This window comes from Bacillus sp. LB7, from assembly GCF_030449715.1.
GTDB lineage: Bacteria > Bacillota > Bacilli > Bacillales > Bacillaceae > Bacillus > Bacillus paralicheniformis.
On sequence record NZ_JASGCA010000001.1, the window covers coordinates 79,512 to 99,687 of the forward strand.

Genomic DNA, 20,176 nt, shown 5'->3' on the forward strand with positions numbered 1-20,176 from the left:
GGAGGAACAAATCGTGAAACTGTTAATGAGGAGTTTTGTTTTGCTGCTGTTTTCGTTTATTGCGGTTTTTCCAGCTGCTTTTGCGGCTGAGCCGCTTTCCGGGAAGACGATATATGTTGACGCAGGTCACGGGGACGAAGACAGCGGCGCGGTCGGAAACGGGCTGCTTGAGAAAGATGTCAACCTTGAAGTGGCAAAGCTGGTTGATGAAAAACTGAAGGAAGAAGGAGCCGCCACAATCGCCTCAAGAACGGATGATACGTTTTTGACGCTGGAAGATCGGGTGGCCAAAGCGAGCAAGAACGCTTCAGACTTGCTGATCAGCATTCATGCAAACTCAGCCGTTCCGGAAGCGTCCGGTACAGAAACATACTTCGATTCTGCGTATCAAGCCGCTGACAGCGAACGGCTGGCGTCTAACATTCAAGAACGCCTTCCGGATGCGCTTGGCACTCGGGACAGAGGTGTAAAAGAATCAGGGTTTTATGTCATCAAAAATTCTCAAATGCCGAGTGTTTTAGTGGAACTCGGCTTTATCACGAACAAAACTGATGCAGATAAACTCGAAAGTCCGGAATATCAGGAAAAAGCGGCAGACGCGATTGCTGACGCTGTTGCAGCTTATTACGAATAACAGAAGGGGCCCCGGTATATAACCGGGGTTCTTGTGTTATGTTTATGTTAAAAAAGGCCTTATGTGTGGAAAGAAAACAGTAAGACCTTCATAATGGGATATAAACTTGCAATTCTTGTAGAGGTGAACCAGAGATGACGAAAATATTTGCACACCGAGGAGCTTCCGGCACTTTTCCCGAAAATACAATGGCGGCGTTTAAGCACGCGGCGGCCATCGGTGCAGACGGCATCGAATTGGATGTACAAATGGCAAAAGACGGACGTCTTGTTGTGATACATGATGAAAAGCTTGACAGGACGACTTCGCTGAAAGGATATGTGAAGGATCTTACATATGAGGAGATCAAGCGCGGAGACGCAAGCCACCGTTTTTCCGAAAAAACCGGCTCTGTCCCGGTGCCGACCCTTGAAGAAGTGTTTGAGTGGGCGGCAGATGCTAAATTTCTTCTCAATGTGGAACTGAAAAACAGCATTATCCGTTATGAAGGAATGGAAGAAAAGGTGATGTCGATGATTGAAGCGTACGGCCTTCAAGACCGGATCATTCTTTCATCATTCAATCATGAAAGCCTTGCGTTATGCAGCAGACTGAATCCGAGTATCGAGTTGGCCGCGCTTTACATGGATGTCATCTACAAGCCAGAGGAGTACATTGAAATGATTCCGGCTGCAGGATTTCATCCGTACCGCCGTTCAATGTCGGCTGACATGATCAAAAACGCCCATTTGAAACAAAAAGCGGTCAGGCCGTTCACCATCAACCGTGAAGAGGAGATGAAAAAGCTGATTGCTGAAGGAATTGACGGTTTTTTCACCGATTTTCCCGAAAAAGCGTTAAAAATAAAAGCCGAGATGTGACATGCTGAAAGGATGACAAAATCCCAAAACTAAAAGCCGTTTTGGGATTTTGTCAACAATCTGAAAGCCGCAGACAGTATCTGCGGCTTTTTGCTTTCCGTTCGCAGAGATCACACCTCGCGGCCGCTCTGCTTTTTTCTGAAACGGGGGCTTACTTGATTGCGCTTTCTGTCTCTGTATAGAATAAATCCGCCTAATAAATAAAGGCCGCCTGCGAAGCATATAAGCCCCGCCAGCCCCTGAAGCCAAAGGATCTGAAACGGGCTGATCAAAACGCCGAAAACAGTGTCGCGCATCAATTTAATTCCGAGAGCAGCCAGGCCTCCCGGTATCAGCAAAACGAGCAGTGCGATCATTCTCCCCATACACGAATCCCCTTACCAATGATTTACCTTTATTGTCTATTTGAAAAAAAAGTTTGTCAAGAAAGGAAAACATGATAACATAGATGTTGTGCAAATTGTTGCAAGTGAACGTGAAGGTGTGCAAAATTTTTCATACAAAGGGGTAAAGGGATGATGCAAAAAGTACTGATCGTTGGTGCTGGAAAAGGGGGGACCGCTCTCTTGGATGTGCTGTTGAAAACAAAGACGATGCATATCGAGGCGGTCATCGATAAAAATCCGGAAGCGCCCGGGCTTTTCATCGCGCAAAAAAACGATATCGAAACGGCGCTCGATTGGACGCCATACATCACAGAACAGATTGATATCATCATTGAAACGACCGGAGACGCCGGCGTATTAAAGCAGCTGATGCGAAAAAAGCACGACAGTACGATCGTGGTGCCGGGATCGCTCGCTTATATCATCTCTCAGCTGATGAACGAAAAGCAGCAGCTCATCCAAATGTTAAAAGAGCAGACGTATAAACACGACCGTATTTTCAACTCTATGAATGACGGCATGATTTTTATCGACATTAACGAAGAGATCATTTTGTTTAACAAAATGGCGGAAGTGATGACCGGAACAAAGCGCAGCGAAGCGATCGGCCAGCATATTCAAAGCGTGATCCCGACGACGAAGCTGCCGCGCATTCTCAATACGAGAGAGCCTGAGTATCATCAAAAGCAATTTCTCCATCCGAACAGGCAGATCGTCACGACCAGAATTCCGATTATCGATGACGGAGGGACGCTGCTCGGGGCGCTCAGCATATTTAAGGACATTACCGATGCGGTCGAGCTGGCTGAAGAGGTGACCAACCTGAAGGAAGTCAGAACGATGCTTGAAGCGATCATTCAATCTTCGGATGAAGCGATATCGGTCGTTGATGAAAACGGAAACGGGATGATGATCAACAGGGCGTATACGAAGATGACGGGCCTGACAAAAGACCAGGTGATCGGGAAGCCGGCCAATACCGACATATCCGAAGGGGAAAGCATGCATTTGAAAGTGCTTGAAACGAGGCGCCCTGTCAGAGGGGTCAGAATGAAAGTCGGCCCTAATAAAAAAGAAGTGATCGTCAATGTCGCGCCGATTATCGTCGACGGCATTTTAAAAGGGAGCGTCGGCGTCATTCACGATGTATCTGAAATTCAATCGCTCACAAACGAGCTGAACAGAGCGCGCCAGATTATCCGCACACTTGAGGCGAAATATACATTTGCCGACATCATCGGTTCAAGCGAGCAGATGCTCGTCGCGCTGGAACAGGCGAAATTGGGGGCGAAGACGCCTGCGACGATTTTGCTGAGAGGCGAATCAGGAACGGGGAAAGAGCTTTTTGCCCATGCCATACATAACGAAAGTGACCGAAAGTATAATAAGTTTGTCCGCGTCAATTGTGCGGCCATTTCGGAATCACTGCTTGAATCAGAGCTGTTCGGCTATGAAGAAGGCGCTTTTTCAGGCGCGCGCCGCGGCGGGAAAAAAGGATTTTTTGAAGAGGCGAACAACGGCAGCATTTTCTTGGATGAAATCGGAGAGCTCACGCAAAACACACAAGCGAAGCTCCTCCGCGTTCTTCAGGAAAAAGAAATTGTCAGAGTCGGCGGGACCAAACCGATCTCTGTAAACGTCCGGGTCATCGCAGCGACAAACGTCAATATTGAAAAAGCGCTCGCTGAGGGCAGGTTTCGCGAAGACTTGTACTACCGGATCAATCGCTATCCGATATCGATTCCGCCGCTCAGGCAGCGGAAAGAGGATATCGATGCCTTGAGCAGGCATTTGGTTGGAAAAATAAACCAAGAATACGGACGCAATGTAAAGGGGCTTACGAAAAACGCGCTCAAATCGTTAAAAGCACGGAAGTGGCCGGGGAATGTCAGAGAGCTTGAAAATGTCCTCGAGCGGGCGATGATCTTTTTAAAACCGCAAATGGAATGGATTGATCTTGAACACCTGCCTGAAGCAGACCGTCCGAAAAAAAAGGCGGAAGCCGGTGCAGCTTTCCCTGAGGTGGAAGATGAAAAGCTGTCTGATGCAGTTGAACGGTTTGAAGCGCATGTCATTAAAGAAACGCTTGAAAAGCATCAATACAACAGAACGAAAACGGCAAAAGCGCTTGGAATCAGTATTCGCAATCTCTATTACAAAATGGATAAATACAATCTTGCAAAAGATAGCATGCAATAAATTGCAAAACGAGTGCAAAATCATGCAAACTGTAAACAGGATCACAGTACCGAACCGCTTTTTTTATACTGGCACGAAACTTGCATGATATAGTGGGCGGATGTTTGCTAAGAAAGGTGGGTACTATGAAGCTGAAACAATTATTGCAAAAAGCGGCGGAGCTTGACAATAAAACGGTCGCCGTCGCACATGCAGAAGATGACGAAGTGCTGCAAGCAGTTAAACTTGCGGTCGACAAGCAATTTGCCCGGTTCTTGCTGATTGGGCACAGAGAAAAGATCAGGCATATGATGACAGAACAGAACATTTCAAAACGGCACGTGGATATCATTCATTCGGAATCGCCGGCGGATTCGGCGAGAATTGCCGTTCAAGCTGTCAAAAGCGGAAATGCTGATGTTCTCATGAAGGGGAATGTCCCGACAGCCGTGCTATTAAAAGCCGTTTTGAATAAAGAGTACGGGCTCCGTTCCTCGCACGTTCTGTCACATGTAGCAGCTTTTGAAGTCAGCGGGTTTGAGAGGCTGATTTATGTAACAGATGCGGCAATGAATATCAGCCCCAAGCTCGATGGGCTGAAACAGATTTTAGAAAACGCAGTCGGCGTGGCGAGAGCGGTCGGCGTGCAAATGCCGAAAGTCGCTTGTCTCGCCGCGGTGGAAACGGTGAATCCCGCAATGGAAGCGACATTGAATGCAGCCGCCTTGACGCAGATGAATCATCGGGGCCAAATCAAAAACTGCATTGTTGACGGGCCTCTCGCATTGGATAATGCGATCTCACCGCTTGCCGCCCGGCATAAAAACATTTCCGGAATCGTAGCGGGAGAGGCCGACATCCTGCTTGTTCCTTCAATTGAAACAGGCAATGTCCTTTACAAATCATTGATTCATTTTGCGGGTGCGAAAGTGGGAGCTATTTTGGCAGGAGCAAAAGCGCCCATCGCCTTGACAAGCAGGGCCGATTCCGCAGAAAACAAGCTGTATTCGATTGCTTTGGCTCTGTGTACGTCTGAAGCACGACAAGAGGAGGAATAAAAAATGGAACTATTTCGATATATGGAACAGTATGACTATGAGCAATTGGTATTTTGCCAAGATAAACAGTCCGGATTAAAAGCGATCATCGCGATTCATGATACAACGCTCGGGCCGGCTCTCGGCGGCACGAGAATGTGGACATACGAAAGTGAAGAAGCCGCAATTGAAGATGCGCTGCGCCTTGCGCGGGGAATGACCTATAAAAACGCGGCGGCCGGACTGAACCTCGGGGGAGGCAAAACCGTTATTATCGGCGATCCGCGCAAAGATAAAAACGAAGAAATGTTCCGCGCTTTCGGCCGTTACATTCAAGGGCTGAACGGAAGATACATCACCGCGGAAGACGTCGGTACAACCGTTGAAGATATGGACATCATTCATGACGAAACAGATTTTGTTACAGGCATTTCGCCCGCTTTCGGTTCATCAGGCAATCCTTCTCCGGTAACGGCTTACGGGGTATATAAAGGGATGAAGGCGGCGGCAAAAGCGGCCTTCGGGACAGATTCGCTTGAAGGAAAAACCGTTGCCGTCCAAGGCGTCGGAAACGTGGCCTACAATCTGTGCCGCCATCTCCACGAAGAAGGCGCGAAACTGATCGTGACTGACATCAATAAAGAAGCGGTCGAACGCGCAGTCGCCGAATTCGGCGCCCGGGCCGTCGATCCGGATGATATTTATTCACAGGAGTGCGATATATATGCGCCATGTGCCCTCGGAGCGACAATCAATGATGATACGATTCCGCAGCTGAAAGCCAAAGTGATTGCCGGGGCAGCTAACAACCAGCTGAAAGAAACCCGCCACGGGGATCAAATCCACGACAGGGGCATCGTTTATGCCCCGGACTATGTCATCAATGCCGGTGGTGTTATCAATGTCGCTGACGAGCTTTACGGATATAATTCGGAGCGTGCCCTGAAAAAAGTCGAAGGCATCTACGGAAACATTGAACGCGTCCTTGAAATTTCAAATCGCGACCGCATTCCGACATACTTGGCCGCTGACCGCTTGGCGGAAGAACGTATTGAGCGCATGCGCCAATCGAGAAGTCAATTTTTGCAAAACGGCCATCACATCTTAAGCAGACGTTAAGATCATAACCCCTATTCGCTATTGGAGGTTTTATATCAATGCAGGTACAGGAAAAACGTATTCTCGTCATCAATCCGGGATCAACATCTACAAAGATCGGCGTTTTTCATGATGACCGTTCGATTTTCGAAAAATCAATCCGTCATGACGAGACTGAGTTACAGCAATATCAAACCATTATTGATCAATATTCGTTCAGAAAACAGGCGATACTCGAAACCCTGCATGAACAGGGAATCAACATTTCTAAATTGGATGCCGTTTGCGCCCGGGGAGGGCTGCTCAGACCGATTGAAGGCGGCACTTACGAAGTCAATGATGCGATGATCGTCGATTTGAAAAACGGCTATGCGGGGCAGCATGCATCAAATCTCGGGGGCATCATCGCCAGGGAGATTGCCGACGGATTAAATATTCCCGCTTTTATCGTCGACCCCGTTGTTGTGGATGAAATGGCCCCTGTCGCAAAGATTTCCGGCACGCCGGCCATCGAAAGGCGCAGTATTTTTCACGCGCTCAACCAAAAAGCTGTCGCGAGGAAAGCGGCCTGGCAGTTTGGAAAGCGGTATGAAGATATGAAAATGATCATCACCCACATGGGAGGCGGCATTACGACCGGCGTCCATTGCCACGGACGGGTGATCGATGTCAACAACGGCCTCCACGGAGAAGGTCCGCTCAGTCCGGAGCGGGCCGGAACCATTCCTGCGGGTGATCTGATCGAAATGGCCTTTTCCGGCGAATATACGAAAGGCGAGCTGATGAAAATGCTTGTCGGCGGCGGAGGCCTCGCCGGCTATCTCGGCACGATGGATGCGGTAAAAGTTGAGAAAATGATCAAGGAAGGCGATCAAAAGGCTGCGCTCGTCTATGAAGCGATGGCTTATCAAATCGCCAAAGAAATCGGGGCGGCCAGCGCCGTCTTAAAAGGCGAAGTGGATGTCATTATTTTGACAGGCGGACTGGCGTACGGAAAATCGTTTGTTACCTCGATCAGACAGTACATAGACTGGATTTCGGATGTCGTCGTCTTTCCGGGAGAAAATGAGCTTCAAGCATTGGCTGAAGGTGCATTTCGAGTATTGAACGGCGAAGAAGAGGCGAAACAGTATCCGAACCAGAGGAGGGAAAGTCATGGCAACTGAATACGATCTCGTGATTCTTGGAGGGGGCACCGGCGGCTATGTGGCTGCCATCAGAGCTTCGCAGCTGGGGTTGAAAACAGCCGTCGTTGAAAAGCGGAAACTCGGCGGCACGTGCCTTCATAAAGGCTGCATCCCGTCGAAGGCGCTCCTTAGAAGTGCGGAAGTTTACAGGACAGCAAAAAAGGCGGACGAATTTGGAGTGGTCATTTCTGAAGTCGGCCTGCGGTTTTCTCAAGTTCAAAGCAGAAAACAAAAAATAATTGACCAGCTGCACAACGGTGTCAAACACTTGATGAAAAAAGGAAAGATCGATGTTTACGAAGGAATCGGACGGATTCTCGGGCCGTCGATTTTTTCCCCGATGCCGGGGACGGTTTCCGTTGAGATGGCGAATGGGGATGAGAATGAGATGCTCATACCGAAAAACGTCATCATCGCCACAGGCTCAAGGCCCAGGTCGCTGCCGGGGCTTGAGCCTGACGGGGAAAACGTGCTGTCATCCGACGAAGCGCTTGAACTTGAGCAGCTTCCGGCTTCCATGCTGATTGTCGGAGGAGGTGTCATCGGAATCGAGTGGGCTTCCATGTTGTGCGATTTCGGTGTTGACGTGACCGTCATTGAGTATGCAGACCGGATTTTGCCGACGGAAGATGCCGATATTTCTAACGAAATGCAGACGCAGCTGGTGAAAAAAGGCATCACCATCATCACGGGAGCGAAAGTGCTGCCCGACACATTGGTGAAAGGCGATACGGTCAGCATTCAAGCTGAAAAAGACGGAGAAAAACAGACCTATTCCGCTGAGAAAATGCTCGTATCGGTTGGAAGGCAGGCAAATGTTGAAGGGATCGGTCTGGAAAACACAGATATCCAAGTGGAAAACGGCTTAATCGTGACAAACAGCATGTACCAGACAAAAGAATCCCACATCTATGCGATCGGGGATGTGATCGGCGGCCTTCAGCTTGCACATGTTGCTTCCCACGAAGGGATTACGGCCGTTGAGCATATTGCTGGCGAGAACCCGCACGCCATCGATTATTCGCTTGTCTCAAAATGCATTTATTCAAGTCCTGAAGCCGCATCGGTCGGCTTGACAGAGGATGAGGCGAAGGCGCAGGGCAAGAGCGTCAAAGTAGGCAAATTTCCGTTTCAGGCGATTGGCAAAGCGCTCGTGTACGGTGAGACGGACGGCTTTGTCAAAATCGTCGCCGATCGCGAATCAGATGATATTTTGGGCGTTCACATGATCGGCCCGCATGTGACAGACATGATATCTGAAGCCGGCCTGGCAAAGGTGCTTGACGCTACTCCGTGGGAAGTCGGACAAACGATCCATCCGCATCCGACGCTGTCGGAGGCGATCGGAGAAGCCGCCCTTGCCGTAGATGGAAAGGCGATTCATTTTTAGAAAGCATGAAGGAGTGAAAAAAATGGGCAATAACCGTCATGAAGCAGTTGGATTAACAGATGAACAAGCAATCGACATGTACAAAACCATGCTTTTAGCCAGAAAACTCGATGAGCGGATGTGGCTCTTAAACCGTTCAGGCAAAATTCCTTTTGTCATCTCTTGTCAAGGACAGGAAGCCGCCCAGGTCGGAGCGGCATTCGCTTTAGACCGTGAGAACGATTATGTGCTTCCGTATTACAGAGATATGGGCGTTGTGCTTGCTTTTGGAATGACGGCAAAAGATTTAATGCTGTCGGCGTTTGCAAAAGCCGAGGATCCGAATTCGGGAGGAAAGCAGATGCCGAGCCATTTCGGTCAAAAGAAAAACCGGATCGTCACGGGCTCTTCGCCGGTGACAACGCAAGTTCCGCACGCGGTTGGTGTAGCGCTTGCCGGAAGGCTTGACAAGAAAGACGTCGCGACTTTTGTGACGTTCGGCGAAGGCTCTTCAAACCAGGGGGACTTCCATGAAGGGGCGAACTTTGCGGCCGTGCATAAGCTTCCCGTCATTTTCATGTGTGAAAACAATAAATACGCCATCTCGGTTCCTTACGAAAAGCAGGTGGCTTGTGAAAACATTTCCGACCGCGCCGTTGGTTACGGCATGCCTGGCGTGACCGTTGACGGAAATGATCCGCTTGAAGTCTACAAAGCGGTTAAAGAAGCAAGGGAACGTGCCGGAAGAGGCGAAGGTCCGACACTAATCGAAACGATATCATACCGGCTGACCCCGCACTCCAGCGATGATGACGATCGAAGCTACAGAGAGCGCGAAGAGGTGGCGGAGGCGAAGAAAAATGATCCGCTTAACAAATTCACGCATTACTTAAAAGAAACAGGGCTTCTGGACGACCAGTCTGAGAAGCAAATGTCGGATGAGATCACAACCATCGTCAATGAAGCAACAGATTATGCTGAACATGCACCTTATGCAGATCCGGAAGATGCGCTGCGGCATGTTTATGCGGAGTAAGGGGGAAGAACAATGCCAGTTATGTCATATATAGATGCTGTCACTTTGGCTATGAAAGAAGAAATGGAAAAGGATTCCCGCGTCTTTGTTTTAGGGGAGGATGTCGGCAAAAAAGGCGGTGTGTTCAAGGCAACAGCCGGTCTTTACGACCAGTTCGGCGAAGAGCGGGTAATGGACACGCCTTTGGCGGAATCCGCAATTGCCGGCGTCGGAATCGGGGCTGCCATGTACGGGATGAGACCGGTCGCCGAAATGCAGTTTGCAGATTTTATTATGCCGGCTGTCAACCAGATTATTTCGGAAGCGGCAAAAATCCGCTACCGCTCCAACAATGACTGGAACTGTCCGATCGTCATCCGCGCACCTTACGGCGGAGGCGTGCACGGCGCGCTGTACCATTCACAGTCGGTTGAAGCCGTGTTTGCCAACCAGCCCGGGCTGAAAATCGTCATGCCTTCGACGCCTTATGATGTCAAAGGGCTTTTGAAAGCGGCCATCCGCGATGATGACCCTGTCCTGTTCTTCGAACATAAACGTGCGTACCGGCTGATCAAGGGCGAAGTGCCGAGTGACGACTATGTGCTGCCGATCGGAAAGGCGGATGTGAAGCGGGAAGGCGAAGACATTACCGTCATCACATACGGATTGTGCGTCCATTTTGCCCTTCAGGCTGCCGAGCGGCTTGCCAAAGACGGGATATCCGCACATATCCTTGATTTAAGAACAGTATATCCGCTCGATCAGGAAGCGATTATTGAAGCGGCTTCCAAAACGGGCAAAGTGCTTCTGATGACCGAAGATACGAAGGAAGGCAGCATTATGAGTGAAGTAGCCGCGATCATTTCAGAACATTGCCTGTTCGATTTGGATGCGCCGATTAAGCGGTTGGCGGGCCCTGACGTCCCGGCAATGCCGTATGCTCCTACAATGGAAAAATTCTTTATGGTCAATCCGGATAAAGCGGAAGCAGCGATGAGAGAATTGGCTGAGTTTTAATATAGCGAAGGAGGACATATCGTATGGCAGTGGAACAAATGACAATGCCGCAGCTCGGCGAGAGCGTGACGGAGGGAACCATCAGCAAATGGCTCGTCAGCGTCGGAGATCACGTCAACAAATACGATCCGATTGCTGAAGTGATGACGGATAAGGTCAATGCTGAAGTCCCTTCATCGTTCACGGGAACGATTACCGAGCTTGTCGGGAAGGAAGGCGAAACTCTGCAAGTCGGAGACGTCATCTGCAAAGTCGAAACAAACGAAGAAGCGAAACCGGAGGCTGAGGCTGTCTCCAAGCCGGATCAAGCGGAAGCGGAGCCGGCCAAACCGGAGGAGAAAGATACATCTCAGAAAAAACGTTATTCCCCGGCGGTGCTGAGACTTGCCGGAGAGCACAACATCGATTTGGAGCAGGTGGAAGGTACAGGTGCCGGCGGACGGATCACAAGAAAAGACATCCAGCGCATCATTGCTTCCGGAGCTGTTCCTCAAGCTGATGCGGCGCCGGAAAAACAGCCGGATACAGATGCCGCGCGAGCGAGTGAGCCCGCCCAAAAACAGGCGCCAGCCGCCCCTCAAGCTGCACCGCTTCAAAGTGCGGCTGGAGACGTCGAGATTCCTGTGACCGGAATCCGTCATGCGATTGCGAGCAACTTGGTCAGAAGCAAGCATGAAATCCCTCATGCCTGGACAATGGTGGAAGTGGATGTCACAAGTCTTGTGAGCTACCGCAACAAAATAAAGGACGAATTTAAGAAGAAAGAGGGCTTCAGCCTGACCTTTTTCGCGTTCTTTGTCAAAGCGGTCGCACAGGCGCTGAAGGAATTCCCGCAAATGAACAGCATGTGGGCCGGGGATAAAATCATTCAGAAAAAAGACATCAACATCTCAATTGCCGTAGCGACTGACGATGCGCTTTACGTACCTGTCATCAAGCATGCTGATGAAAAAACGATTAAAGGCATCGCGAGAGAAATCTCCGAACTGGCTCATAAGGTCAGAAGCGGCAAGCTGACGAGCGGGGATATGAGCGGAGGTACGTTCACGGTCAACAATACCGGTTCGTTTGGATCGGTTCAATCAATGGGGATCATCAACCATCCGCAGGCGGCCATCCTGCAGGTTGAATCGATCGTCAAGCGTCCCGTCGTCATGGAGCATGGCATGATCGCGGTAAGAGATATGGTGAACCTGTGCTTATCCCTCGACCACAGAGTGCTTGACGGCCTCGTTTGCGGCAGATTCCTTGCCCGTGTGAAAGAGATTTTGGAACAAATCGATGATCATACTTCCATTTATTAAAAAAGAAGAGCTGGCCCGTTAAGGGTCAGCTTTTTTCTTTTTCTAACGGCGCGAGCATGCGGAGATGCCCGTTTAGCACCTCGATTGAAGCCGGCGTTTTTGTGCAGATTTCGCCGTCTGTATCGGCTTCCATTGGAAGGGCGGTTTCAACTTGAACGGTTTGCCCCTGATAATAGGAGAGCTCGCCTTCAAAGGAATCCCATTCGGGATCATCCATTGCAAAAAGCTCTTTCAATGCAGCCAGATTCGTATTCCGGCAGACGAGGATGTCCGCTTTTCCGTCGTTAATGCTCAGCTGCGGAAGGGGGATCTTGTTCGTTCCGATAAATGGTCCGTTCAGCACGACAACCATGACCGCTTCGTCAGTAAACTCTTCTCCGTCGATCGACAGGCGGAAAGAGAAAGGCTCAAGATTGGAGATAGTCCGCAGTGCGCTTGTAAAATAACTGATTCTCCCGAGCAGTGCTTTTTCCGTTTGATTGATATGGCTGGAAGCTTCCGTGATCAAACCGATGCCCCAAAAGTTGAGACAATAATGATCATTTGCTTTTAAAACATCGACCGGGACAGGCTGTCCATTGACGAGCGCTTCCGCCGCTTTTTCAATGTTCTGGGGGATGCCGAGCGCCCTCGAAAAGTCGTTGCATGTGCCGCCCGGGAGGATGCCGATATCTGGCTTCGTTTGAAGCTGGCTGATGCCGTTAATGCATTCGTGCACCGTTCCGTCACCGCCTAATATAAACAATTGCCCGATATCCTCCCCGATCTCCCGGCAAAATTCGAATGCATCATGTTTTTTTCTCGTCGGTATCACGATGAGTTCGTCTATAGCCTGTGAAAGAACAGGTACGGCAGCACCGAGTGTTTTTTCAACATTTTTTTGTCCTGCATTTCCGTTGTAAATCAGCATTGCTTTCTTTCGGTTCATAAAGGTGCTCCTTTATTTGATAGGGTCTTTACTTATTTTTCCCCGGGCTGCCCGCGCCATAAACCTGAAGAAACACGAATCGCCTGATTTGCGGTCCGGACGGTTTCAAAGTATCATTAGAACAGATGAGCAAACAGCGCCTTTAGCATCATGCTGAAAGCGGCTAAAAAGGAGAGATCTTAAAGTGAACATGGATTTTAATCTGTTTATGAACGATGTCGTGCGCCAAGCCAGACAGGAAATAACGGCTGCCGGCTACACCGAACTAAAAACGCCTGAAGAGGTCGATGAAGCGCTCACGAAAAAAGGCACTACACTTGTGATGGTCAACTCCGTCTGCGGCTGTGCAGGGGGAATTGCAAGACCTGCCGCACATCATGCGGTTCATTACGATAAGCGCCCGGATCATCTCGTCACCGTTTTTGCCGGACAAGACAAAGAAGCGACGGCTCGAGCAAGGGAATATTTTGAAGGATATCCGCCTTCTTCTCCGTCATTCGCTCTTTTAAAAGACGGGAAAATTTTAAAAATGGTCGAACGCCATGAAATTGAAGGCTATGAGCCGATGGCTGTCATCACTAAGCTTCAAGGATTGTTTGAAGAATACTGTGAAGAAGTATAAGGGAAAGGAAATACCGCCTGCCAAAACATATGGCAGGCTTTTTTTGTGTATAAAAATTCTTTTTATATGCAATCAGAAAGATAAAAACGAAGGTTTTTAATTGGTATTTAAAGGCTTATTTGAAGGTTTTTCAGTTATTTTTCAAAATGGTATTGCATCTGGCCTAGAAAATGTTTAAAATACATATCAACGAATAAATATTCAAAATGGTTCAGGGGGATACACAACATGAAAAAATGGATGTTACTGGTAGTGACAGCATGTCTCACATTTGCATTGACTGCTTGCGGGACGAGCAGCGGTTCTGCTGATAAAAAAACATTGGTGATGGGAACTTCAGCCGATTACCCGCCTTTTGAATCGAAAGACGGAGATAAAATTGTCGGTTTTGATGTTGATCTGGCAAATGCACTGGCTAAAAAAACGGGCCATGAAATCGAAGTGAAAGACATGGACTTCAACGGACTGGTGACCGCTCTTAAAACAAACAAAGTCGACATCGTGCTTTCAGGAATGACGCCGACACCTAAACGCAAAAAGCAGGTCGATTTTTCAAACGTCTATTATACGGCTCACAACATGATCGTTACAAAAAAATCAAGCGGCATCAAATCGCTTGACGATTTGAAAGGAAAAACGGTCGGCGTACAGCTTGGCTCCATCCAGGAAGAAAAAGCGAAGGAGCTTACGCCGGATTACAATTTAAAAGTTGAAAACCGCAACCGCATTTCGGATTTAACCGAAGAAATCAAAGCGGGCCGCTTCGACGCAGCAATCATAGAGGATATCGTTGCTGAAAAATATATTGATAAAAATGAAGAACTGGTTGGCTACAATCTGCCGAAAGAACCGGATGAAAAAGCCGGCTCCGCGATCGCCTTCAAAAAGGGAAGCGATTTGACCGAGAAGTTCAACAAAGCGCTTGAAGAAATGGAGAAAAGCGGAGAACTTGAAAAGCTGAAAGAAAAATGGTTCGGCGGAGAAACGAAAAAGTAAGCGTGAAAAGTTCAACTCTTTGTTGAACTTTTTTTTCTAAAGCGATGTGCGCCTCTTTGATGATGAGGCGGGAGAGGGAGAGTCACATGAATTTTCTTGATTTTTCAACTACAATACCCGAGATGCCTTTCATTTTGGAAGGCTTGGGCGTTACCTTAAAAGTGGTCGCGGCTGCGGCCGTGCTTGGATTTTTGCTGGGGGTTGTGATTACGCTTTTAAAAATCAGTTCGATTAAGCCCCTGGCATGGATTGCCGATTTTTACACTTCCATATTCCGGGGAACACCGCTCGTTCTGCAGCTGATGATCGTCTATTACGGGCTGCCTCAGGTGCTGGGCTTCGATATTGATGCTTACTGGGCGGCTGTCATCGCATTCGGCTTAAATTCCGCCGCTTATGTGTCAGAAATCATCAGAGCCGGAATCAATGCGATCGACAAAGGGCAAAAAGAAGCGGCGATGGCGCTGGGCGTCCCGTATGCAAAGATGATGAAGGATCTCTTGCTGCCGCAGGCCTTTAAAAATATCATGCCGGCGCTGATCAACGAATCGATTACACTGACAAAGGAATCGGCTGTTGTCACCGTCATCGGACTCGGCGATATTATGAGACGAAGCTATCAGGCGGGAGCGGCGATCTACAGCCCGCTTGAGCCGATGCTGTTTGCGGGTCTCATCTACTATGTGCTCGTTTTGATACTGACGTTTGTCGGCAAAGCGATTGAAAGGAAGCTGAATGTCAATGATTAATGTTCGCAATCTCTCAAAATCTTTCGGAAAGCACGAGGTGCTTAAACATATTTCCGTTTCCTTTGAAAAAGGCGAAGTAGCCGCTGTCATCGGCCCGTCAGGCTCAGGCAAATCAACGTTTCTGCGTTGCTTAAACCTGCTTGAAAAGCCGACGGAAGGCAGCATTTTCATTCAGGATCAAGAGATTACAAGCCCGAAAACAAATGTGCTGAAAATCAGAGAGAACATCGGCATGGTCTTTCAGCATTTTCATTTGTTCCCGCATAAAACGGTTCTTGAAAATATTACGTATGCACCTGTCCATGTCAAAAAAGAAAGCAAACAGGCGGCAGCGAAAAAAGCGGAAGAACTGCTTGAGAAAGTGGGGCTTATCGATAAAAAAGATGATTATCCGAACCGTTTATCAGGAGGGCAAAAGCAGCGCGTCGCGATTGCGAGGGCGCTGGCGATGAGTCCGGACATCATGCTGTTTGATGAGCCGACTTCGGCCCTTGATCCGGAGATGGTCAAAGAAGTGCTCCAGGTGATGCAGGATTTGGCGAAAACCGGGATGACGATGGTGATCGTGACGCACGAAATGGGCTTTGCCAAAGAAGTCGCCGACAGGGTGCTTTTCATGGATGAAGGAACCATTGTCGAAGACGATGATCCTAAAGCGTTTTTTTCTTCTCCAAAATCGAAAAGAGCTCAAGACTTTTTAGAGAAAATACTATAAAATAAGCTGAAGAAGATGCTGATCTTCTTCTTTTTTATTCACTAAGACTAGCAGAAAAGATTGGGGTTAACGATGTTTAAAATAGGTTATCGCACATTAAAAACAGCGCTTGGAACAGCATTGGCCATCTATATCGCACAGCTGCTCGGCCTCCATAATTTTGTGTCGACAGGGATCATCACGATCCTCTGTATTCAAGTGACGAAAAAGCGGTCCCTTCAGGCATCATGGGCCCGGTTTGCGGCATGCATTCTTGCGATCGTTTTTTCATACGCGTTTTTTGAACTGATCGGCTATCATCCGGCTGTCATCGGTCTGATGCTGCTGTTCTTTATTCCGACAACCGTTCTTCTGAAAATAAAAGAAGGAATCGTCACAAGTTCGGTCATCATCCTTCACCTTTATATGTCAGAAGGGATCACCCTTTCTCTCATTTGGAACGAATGCCTCATCATCATCACGGGAATCGGCGTTGCCCTGCTGATGAATTTGTACATGCCGAGCCTCGATAAAGAGCTCAAACAGTATCAGCAGAAAATCGAAGATAACTTTGCCAAGATTTTTGCAGAAATCGAACGCTATTTGCTGACCGGGGAACAGGATTGGACGGGAAAAGAGATTCCTGAAACGCACCGTTTGATCAATGAAGCGAAGACCCTGGCATACCGCGATGTGGAAAACCATTTTCTCAGGCACGAAAACCTCTATTATCACTACTTTAAAATGAGAGAAAAGCAGTTTGAAATTATCGAAAGGGTGCTGCCGAAAATCACGTCGATTTCGATGACGGTTGAACAGGGGCATATGATCGCAGCGTTTCTTCATGATTTAAGAGGAGCCATCCATCCCGGCAATACGGCTCATAAGTTTTTGAAGCGGCTCGTGAAAATGAGAGAGGAAATTGATGAGATGGAGCTGCCGACGACGCGCGAAGAATTTGAAGCGCGCGCCGCTCTTTTCAATTTTCTCGGCGAAATGGAACAGTATCTTGTGATTAAGAGCTACTTTAAAGGAATTAAATCTCCGGCATAACCGCATGAGTTTCTCCTTCATTGGTCAATCTAATGAAACAGGGGGAAACCCGTGCGGTTTTTTCTATTCTTGCGGAAGTCCGGGCTTGAAAAAAAGCAGGCGTTTCTCCGCAAAAAGAGCCGCCTGCTTTCATGATTTGTATTAAAAAATCATGCTGAGTCCGGTAAGCAGAGTCGTCAGCACCATGACGCCGATCATTAAAATAACCATGAATTTGATGAATTTTCGAGACAAGCTTTTCACCTCTGTTTTTTAATCTCCCATTATTTTATACTGCTTTTTTTCATCGGACAAGTTTCGTGTAAGAATCAAATAGAGAAGGGGCAGAACGTGATGAATATGTTTGAAAGAGTTGACGATTTAAACAACAGCCGCCAACAAGCTTTGCTTGGGGGCGGGCAGGAACGGATCGACAGGCAGAAGCAAAAAGGCAAGCTTACCGCCAGAGAGAGAATAGATCTTCTGCTTGATGAGGGAACATTCACTGAACTGAATGCCTTTGCCAGAAGCCGGCAGTCCGGCGCCCCGTTAGGCGACGGGGTTGTCACGGGATTCGGAAAAATCGACGGGCGGCCCGTTTATCTGTTTTCCCAGGATTTTACCGTCACCGGTGGAGCGCTCGGAGAAATGCACGCCAAAAAAATAGCGGCCGTCATGGATCTTGCCCTCAAAAATAAGGCCCCTTTTATCGGTCTGAACGACTCAGGTGGTGCGAGAATTCAAGAGGGTGTGCTATCATTAGATGGATACGGTCATATTTTTTACCGAAATGTCCTTTGCTCAGGCATCATTCCGCAAATCTCTGTCATACTCGGCCCTTGTGCGGGCGGCGCGGTTTATTCTCCAGCTTTGACCGACTTCGTTTTCATGAACGAAAAAACCGGACAGATGTTCATCACCGGTCCGAAAGTCATCAAAACGGCGACAGGCGAAGCTGTCAGCTCCGGAGAATTGGGGGGCGCCTATATACATAATTCAATCAGCGGGAATGCCCATTTTTCCGGGGATTCCGATGAGGCCGTCCTTAGTGAGGTGCGCAAGCTCTTGTCCTACATCCCCCAAAATCACGAAGAAAAGCCCCCAGCCAAGGCGATAAAGGCGAAAGATCATGATATAAGGCCTGCTTTAATGACGATCCTGCCTGAAGACGGTCAGCGGCCGTATGACGTCAAACAGATCATCGCGGAAATCGCAGACAGCGGAACATTTTTTGAAGTGCAGCGCCACTTTGCCAAAAACGCGGTGATCGGTTTTGCAAGGATAGCGGGGGAAACGGCGGCGATCGTGGCCAACCAGCCGAAATATTTAGCAGGAAGTCTCAGCATGGATGCGGCTGACAAAATCGCCCGGTTTATCCGTTTTTGCGATTCCTTTCAGATCCCGATTTTGACTTTGGTGGATTGCCCGGGCTTTCTTCCGGGAATACGCGAAGAGCACGGCGGGGTGATCAGGCACGGCGCCAAAATCCTTTACGCGTATGCGGAAGCCGCCGTCTGCAAGGTGACGGTCATTTTAAGAAAAGCATACGGCGGAGCATATGTCGCTTTAAACAGCAAGGCGCTTGGAGCGGATGCCGTGTTTGCATGGCCGAATGCAGAAATTGCAGTGATGGGCGCCGGAGAAGCTGCGGATGTGCTGTTCGCGAAGGAAATCGAACGGTCAGAAGACCCGCAGGCCGCCCGGGAGGAAAAAATCCGGAAATGCATGCAGGCTTCAAGCCCTTTTACCGCTGCAAGATACGGCATGGTAGACGATATCATCGATCCTAAAGAGACGCGGAAGAAGCTGATCCAAACGTTTGACATGCTGAAGAGCAAAAAAGAAATCCGGCCGGACAAAAAGCATGGAAATATACCGCTTTAAAAAATGGAGGGGAAACTAGCATGAATGAAAAACGTCTGTTAGAAGAGTTTTTAGAACTTGTGCAAATTGATTCCGAGACAAAACACGAAGCTGACATCTGCAAGGTGCTGAAAGAAAAATTTGCGGCGCTTGGAATGGATGTCGTGGAGGATGACACAGCGCAAAAAACGGGGCACGGAGCGGGAAACCTCGTGTGCACGCTTCCGGGAACGAAAGAGGCGGACACGATTTACTTTACATCCCACATGGATACGGTCGTACCCGGAAAAGGCGTGAAGCCGGTCATTGAAGACGGATATGTCAAAACAGACGGCACAACGATTTTGGGAGCTGATGACAAAACAGGCCTTGCAGCGATGCTTGAAGCCGTAAAAGTGCTGAAAGAAAAAAACATTCCGCACGGAACAATCCAGTTCATCATTACGGTCGGTGAAGAGTCGGGGCTTGTCGGAGCGAAAGCTTTAGACCGTTCACTGATAAAAGCCGATTATGGATATGCGCTTGATTCCGACGGGAAGGTCGGCAATATTATCGTAGCAGCGCCGACACAGGCAAAAATTAGAGCAACTGTCTACGGAAAAACGGCTCATGCCGGAGTAGAGCCGGAAAAAGGAGTCTCCGCGATCACGATCGCTTCAAAAGCGATTGCCAAAATGCCGCTTGGCCGCATTGACGAGGAGACGACGGCTAATATCGGCCGCTTTGAGGGCGGAACGCAAACCAATATCGTCTGCGATCAGGTCGACGTTCTCGCTGAAGCCCGTTCGCTTGTTCCGGAAAAAATGGAAAAACAGACCGAAAAAATGAAACAGGCGTTTGAAGCAGCAGCCGCTGAAATGGGGGGCAGAGCCGAGGTGGAAATCGAAGTCATGTACCCGGGCTTTAAATACAAAGACGGGGATCTCGTCGTTGAAATCGCCAAAAAAGCCGCCGGGAAAATCGGCCGTCCGTACGAGCTATTGACGAGCGGCGGAGGAAGCGATGCGAACGTCATCGCAGGCCACGGCATTCCGACTGTCAACCTTGCAGTCGGATATGAACAGATCCATACGAAAAACGAAAAAATGCCGATTGAGGAACTTGTCAAAACTGCAGAGATGGTCGTTGCCATTATTGAGGAAGTAGCAAACCCGTCATAAAATCGGGTTTTTACAGGGGAAATCACCGTTTCAGCTCCATCCCGCCA

At 48.7% G+C, this 20,176-nt stretch carries 20 protein-coding genes; 17 read left to right on the top strand and 3 right to left on the bottom strand.

Going from position 1 to position 20,176, the window contains the following annotated elements; genetic code table 11:
- The first annotated feature begins 13 nt into the window (after window positions 1-13).
- Complete coding sequence (locus tag QMZ64_RS00485) at window positions 14-634, top strand: N-acetylmuramoyl-L-alanine amidase family protein (protein ID WP_265626378.1); 621 nt, start codon at window positions 14-16, stop codon at window positions 632-634.
- Window positions 635-768: 134 nt separating this feature from the next.
- Window positions 769-1,494, top strand: a complete 726-nt coding sequence (locus QMZ64_RS00490) for a glycerophosphodiester phosphodiesterase (RefSeq protein ID WP_243943204.1) — start codon at window positions 769-771, stop codon at window positions 1,492-1,494.
- 110 nt (window positions 1,495-1,604) lie between these two features.
- Here the strand turns inward: QMZ64_RS00490 and QMZ64_RS00495 are convergent, their stop codons facing one another.
- Window positions 1,605-1,859, bottom strand: a complete 255-nt coding sequence (locus QMZ64_RS00495; protein ID WP_152847012.1) for a DUF2627 domain-containing protein — start codon at window positions 1,857-1,859, stop codon at window positions 1,605-1,607.
- A gap of 153 nt (window positions 1,860-2,012) precedes the next feature.
- Here QMZ64_RS00495 and QMZ64_RS00500 point away from each other — a divergent pair, with 153 nt between their 5' ends.
- The 8 genes from QMZ64_RS00500 to QMZ64_RS00535 all read left to right on the top strand — a co-directional run bounded on the left by QMZ64_RS00500 (window position 2,013) and on the right by QMZ64_RS00535 (window position 12,085).
- Complete coding sequence (locus tag QMZ64_RS00500) at window positions 2,013-4,079, top strand: sigma-54 interaction domain-containing protein (protein ID WP_265627786.1); 2,067 nt, start codon at window positions 2,013-2,015, stop codon at window positions 4,077-4,079.
- Window positions 4,080-4,204: 125 nt separating this feature from the next.
- Window positions 4,205-5,116: a phosphate butyryltransferase gene (yqiS, locus tag QMZ64_RS00505; RefSeq protein ID WP_165427527.1), complete on the top strand. Its 912-nt coding sequence runs from the start codon at window positions 4,205-4,207 to the stop codon at window positions 5,114-5,116.
- A gap of 3 nt (window positions 5,117-5,119) precedes the next feature.
- Window positions 5,120-6,214: a branched-chain amino acid dehydrogenase gene (bcd, locus tag QMZ64_RS00510; protein ID WP_265626380.1), complete on the top strand. Its 1,095-nt coding sequence runs from the start codon at window positions 5,120-5,122 to the stop codon at window positions 6,212-6,214.
- A gap of 38 nt (window positions 6,215-6,252) precedes the next feature.
- Window positions 6,253-7,359 (top strand): butyrate kinase, encoded by a 1,107-nt coding sequence (gene buk, locus QMZ64_RS00515; protein WP_265626382.1) that lies wholly within the window; start codon window positions 6,253-6,255, stop codon window positions 7,357-7,359.
- On the top strand, window positions 7,349-8,770 hold the full coding sequence (gene lpdA / locus QMZ64_RS00520) for a dihydrolipoyl dehydrogenase (RefSeq protein ID WP_301441079.1): 1,422 nt from the start codon (window positions 7,349-7,351) through the stop codon (window positions 8,768-8,770). Before buk ends, lpdA begins: the two co-directional genes overlap by 11 nt.
- A 22-nt stretch (window positions 8,771-8,792) precedes the next feature.
- Window positions 8,793-9,785, top strand: coding sequence for a thiamine pyrophosphate-dependent dehydrogenase E1 component subunit alpha (locus QMZ64_RS00525; RefSeq protein ID WP_265626385.1), 993 nt, complete (start codon window positions 8,793-8,795; stop codon window positions 9,783-9,785).
- 12 nt (window positions 9,786-9,797) lie between these two features.
- Entirely contained in the window at window positions 9,798-10,781 is a 984-nt protein-coding gene (locus QMZ64_RS00530; RefSeq protein ID WP_048350552.1) for an alpha-ketoacid dehydrogenase subunit beta, read from the top strand.
- Window positions 10,782-10,804: 23 nt separating this feature from the next.
- Entirely contained in the window at window positions 10,805-12,085 is a 1,281-nt protein-coding gene (locus QMZ64_RS00535) for a dihydrolipoamide acetyltransferase family protein (protein ID WP_301441080.1), read from the top strand.
- A gap of 25 nt (window positions 12,086-12,110) precedes the next feature.
- Here the strand turns inward: QMZ64_RS00535 and QMZ64_RS00540 are convergent, their stop codons facing one another.
- Entirely contained in the window at window positions 12,111-13,013 is a 903-nt protein-coding gene (locus tag QMZ64_RS00540; RefSeq protein WP_265626389.1) for a YegS/Rv2252/BmrU family lipid kinase, read from the bottom strand.
- A gap of 184 nt (window positions 13,014-13,197) precedes the next feature.
- Here QMZ64_RS00540 and QMZ64_RS00545 point away from each other — a divergent pair, with 184 nt between their 5' ends.
- From QMZ64_RS00545 to QMZ64_RS00565, 5 genes are all read left to right on the top strand, one after another.
- Window positions 13,198-13,635: a BrxA/BrxB family bacilliredoxin gene (locus tag QMZ64_RS00545; protein WP_003183325.1), complete on the top strand. Its 438-nt coding sequence runs from the start codon at window positions 13,198-13,200 to the stop codon at window positions 13,633-13,635.
- A 228-nt stretch (window positions 13,636-13,863) separates the two neighbouring features.
- The gene (artP, locus tag QMZ64_RS00550; RefSeq protein WP_243943230.1) at window positions 13,864-14,631 is read left to right on the top strand and encodes an arginine ABC transporter substrate-binding protein ArtP; all 768 of its coding nucleotides are present in this window, start codon (window positions 13,864-13,866) and stop codon (window positions 14,629-14,631) included.
- A gap of 86 nt (window positions 14,632-14,717) precedes the next feature.
- Window positions 14,718-15,380: an arginine ABC transporter permease ArtQ gene (gene artQ, locus QMZ64_RS00555; RefSeq protein WP_243943232.1), complete on the top strand. Its 663-nt coding sequence runs from the start codon at window positions 14,718-14,720 to the stop codon at window positions 15,378-15,380.
- Window positions 15,373-16,095 carry an arginine ABC transporter ATP-binding protein ArtM gene (artM, locus tag QMZ64_RS00560; protein WP_265626391.1) on the top strand — a complete coding sequence of 241 codons (723 nt, stop codon included), beginning with the start codon at window positions 15,373-15,375 and terminating at the stop codon, window positions 16,093-16,095. The genes artQ and artM overlap by 8 nt, the downstream gene beginning before the upstream one ends.
- A gap of 72 nt (window positions 16,096-16,167) precedes the next feature.
- Window positions 16,168-17,127 (top strand): aromatic acid exporter family protein, encoded by a 960-nt coding sequence (locus tag QMZ64_RS00565; RefSeq protein WP_265626393.1) that lies wholly within the window; start codon window positions 16,168-16,170, stop codon window positions 17,125-17,127.
- A gap of 141 nt (window positions 17,128-17,268) precedes the next feature.
- Here the strand turns inward: QMZ64_RS00565 and prli42 are convergent, their stop codons facing one another.
- A complete protein-coding gene (prli42, locus tag QMZ64_RS00570) occupies window positions 17,269-17,361 on the bottom strand; it encodes a stressosome-associated protein Prli42 (protein ID WP_023855150.1) in 93 nt (30 codons plus the stop codon).
- A 99-nt stretch (window positions 17,362-17,460) separates the two neighbouring features.
- Here prli42 and QMZ64_RS00575 point away from each other — a divergent pair, with 99 nt between their 5' ends.
- Both QMZ64_RS00575 and QMZ64_RS00580 read left to right on the top strand, forming a co-directional pair.
- The gene (locus QMZ64_RS00575; protein WP_265626396.1) at window positions 17,461-18,990 is read left to right on the top strand and encodes an acyl-CoA carboxylase subunit beta; all 1,530 of its coding nucleotides are present in this window, start codon (window positions 17,461-17,463) and stop codon (window positions 18,988-18,990) included.
- Window positions 18,991-19,010: 20 nt separating this feature from the next.
- On the top strand, window positions 19,011-20,129 hold the full coding sequence (locus QMZ64_RS00580; protein ID WP_243943235.1) for a tripeptidase T: 1,119 nt from the start codon (window positions 19,011-19,013) through the stop codon (window positions 20,127-20,129).
- The last annotated feature ends 47 nt before the right edge of the window (window positions 20,130-20,176 follow it).

Excerpts from the sequence above, each read along its gene's own strand:
- QMZ64_RS00530 (WP_048350552.1), top strand. The coding sequence starts at position 9,798 with ATGCCAGTTATGTCATATATAGATGCTGTCACTTTGGCTATGAAAGAA.
- artP (WP_243943230.1), top strand. The coding sequence starts at position 13,864 with ATGAAAAAATGGATGTTACTGGTAGTGACAGCATGTCTCACATTTGCA.
- QMZ64_RS00525 (WP_265626385.1), top strand. The coding sequence starts at position 8,793 with ATGGGCAATAACCGTCATGAAGCAGTTGGATTAACAGATGAACAAGCA.
- lpdA (WP_301441079.1), top strand. The coding sequence starts at position 7,349 with ATGGCAACTGAATACGATCTCGTGATTCTTGGAGGGGGCACCGGCGGC.
- QMZ64_RS00580 (WP_243943235.1), top strand. The coding sequence starts at position 19,011 with ATGAATGAAAAACGTCTGTTAGAAGAGTTTTTAGAACTTGTGCAAATT.
- artM (WP_265626391.1), top strand. The coding sequence starts at position 15,373 with ATGATTAATGTTCGCAATCTCTCAAAATCTTTCGGAAAGCACGAGGTG.
- QMZ64_RS00495 (WP_152847012.1), bottom strand. The coding sequence starts at position 1,859 with ATGGGGAGAATGATCGCACTGCTCGTTTTGCTGATACCGGGAGGCCTG.
- yqiS (WP_165427527.1), top strand. The coding sequence starts at position 4,205 with ATGAAGCTGAAACAATTATTGCAAAAAGCGGCGGAGCTTGACAATAAA.
- QMZ64_RS00535 (WP_301441080.1), top strand. The coding sequence starts at position 10,805 with ATGGCAGTGGAACAAATGACAATGCCGCAGCTCGGCGAGAGCGTGACG.
- QMZ64_RS00500 (WP_265627786.1), top strand. The coding sequence starts at position 2,013 with ATGCAAAAAGTACTGATCGTTGGTGCTGGAAAAGGGGGGACCGCTCTC.
- buk (WP_265626382.1), top strand. The coding sequence starts at position 6,253 with ATGCAGGTACAGGAAAAACGTATTCTCGTCATCAATCCGGGATCAACA.
- QMZ64_RS00540 (WP_265626389.1), bottom strand. The coding sequence starts at position 13,013 with ATGAACCGAAAGAAAGCAATGCTGATTTACAACGGAAATGCAGGACAA.
- QMZ64_RS00575 (WP_265626396.1), top strand. The coding sequence starts at position 17,461 with ATGAATATGTTTGAAAGAGTTGACGATTTAAACAACAGCCGCCAACAA.
- QMZ64_RS00565 (WP_265626393.1), top strand. The coding sequence starts at position 16,168 with ATGTTTAAAATAGGTTATCGCACATTAAAAACAGCGCTTGGAACAGCA.
- artQ (WP_243943232.1), top strand. The coding sequence starts at position 14,718 with ATGAATTTTCTTGATTTTTCAACTACAATACCCGAGATGCCTTTCATT.
- QMZ64_RS00490 (WP_243943204.1), top strand. The coding sequence starts at position 769 with ATGACGAAAATATTTGCACACCGAGGAGCTTCCGGCACTTTTCCCGAA.
- bcd (WP_265626380.1), top strand. The coding sequence starts at position 5,120 with ATGGAACTATTTCGATATATGGAACAGTATGACTATGAGCAATTGGTA.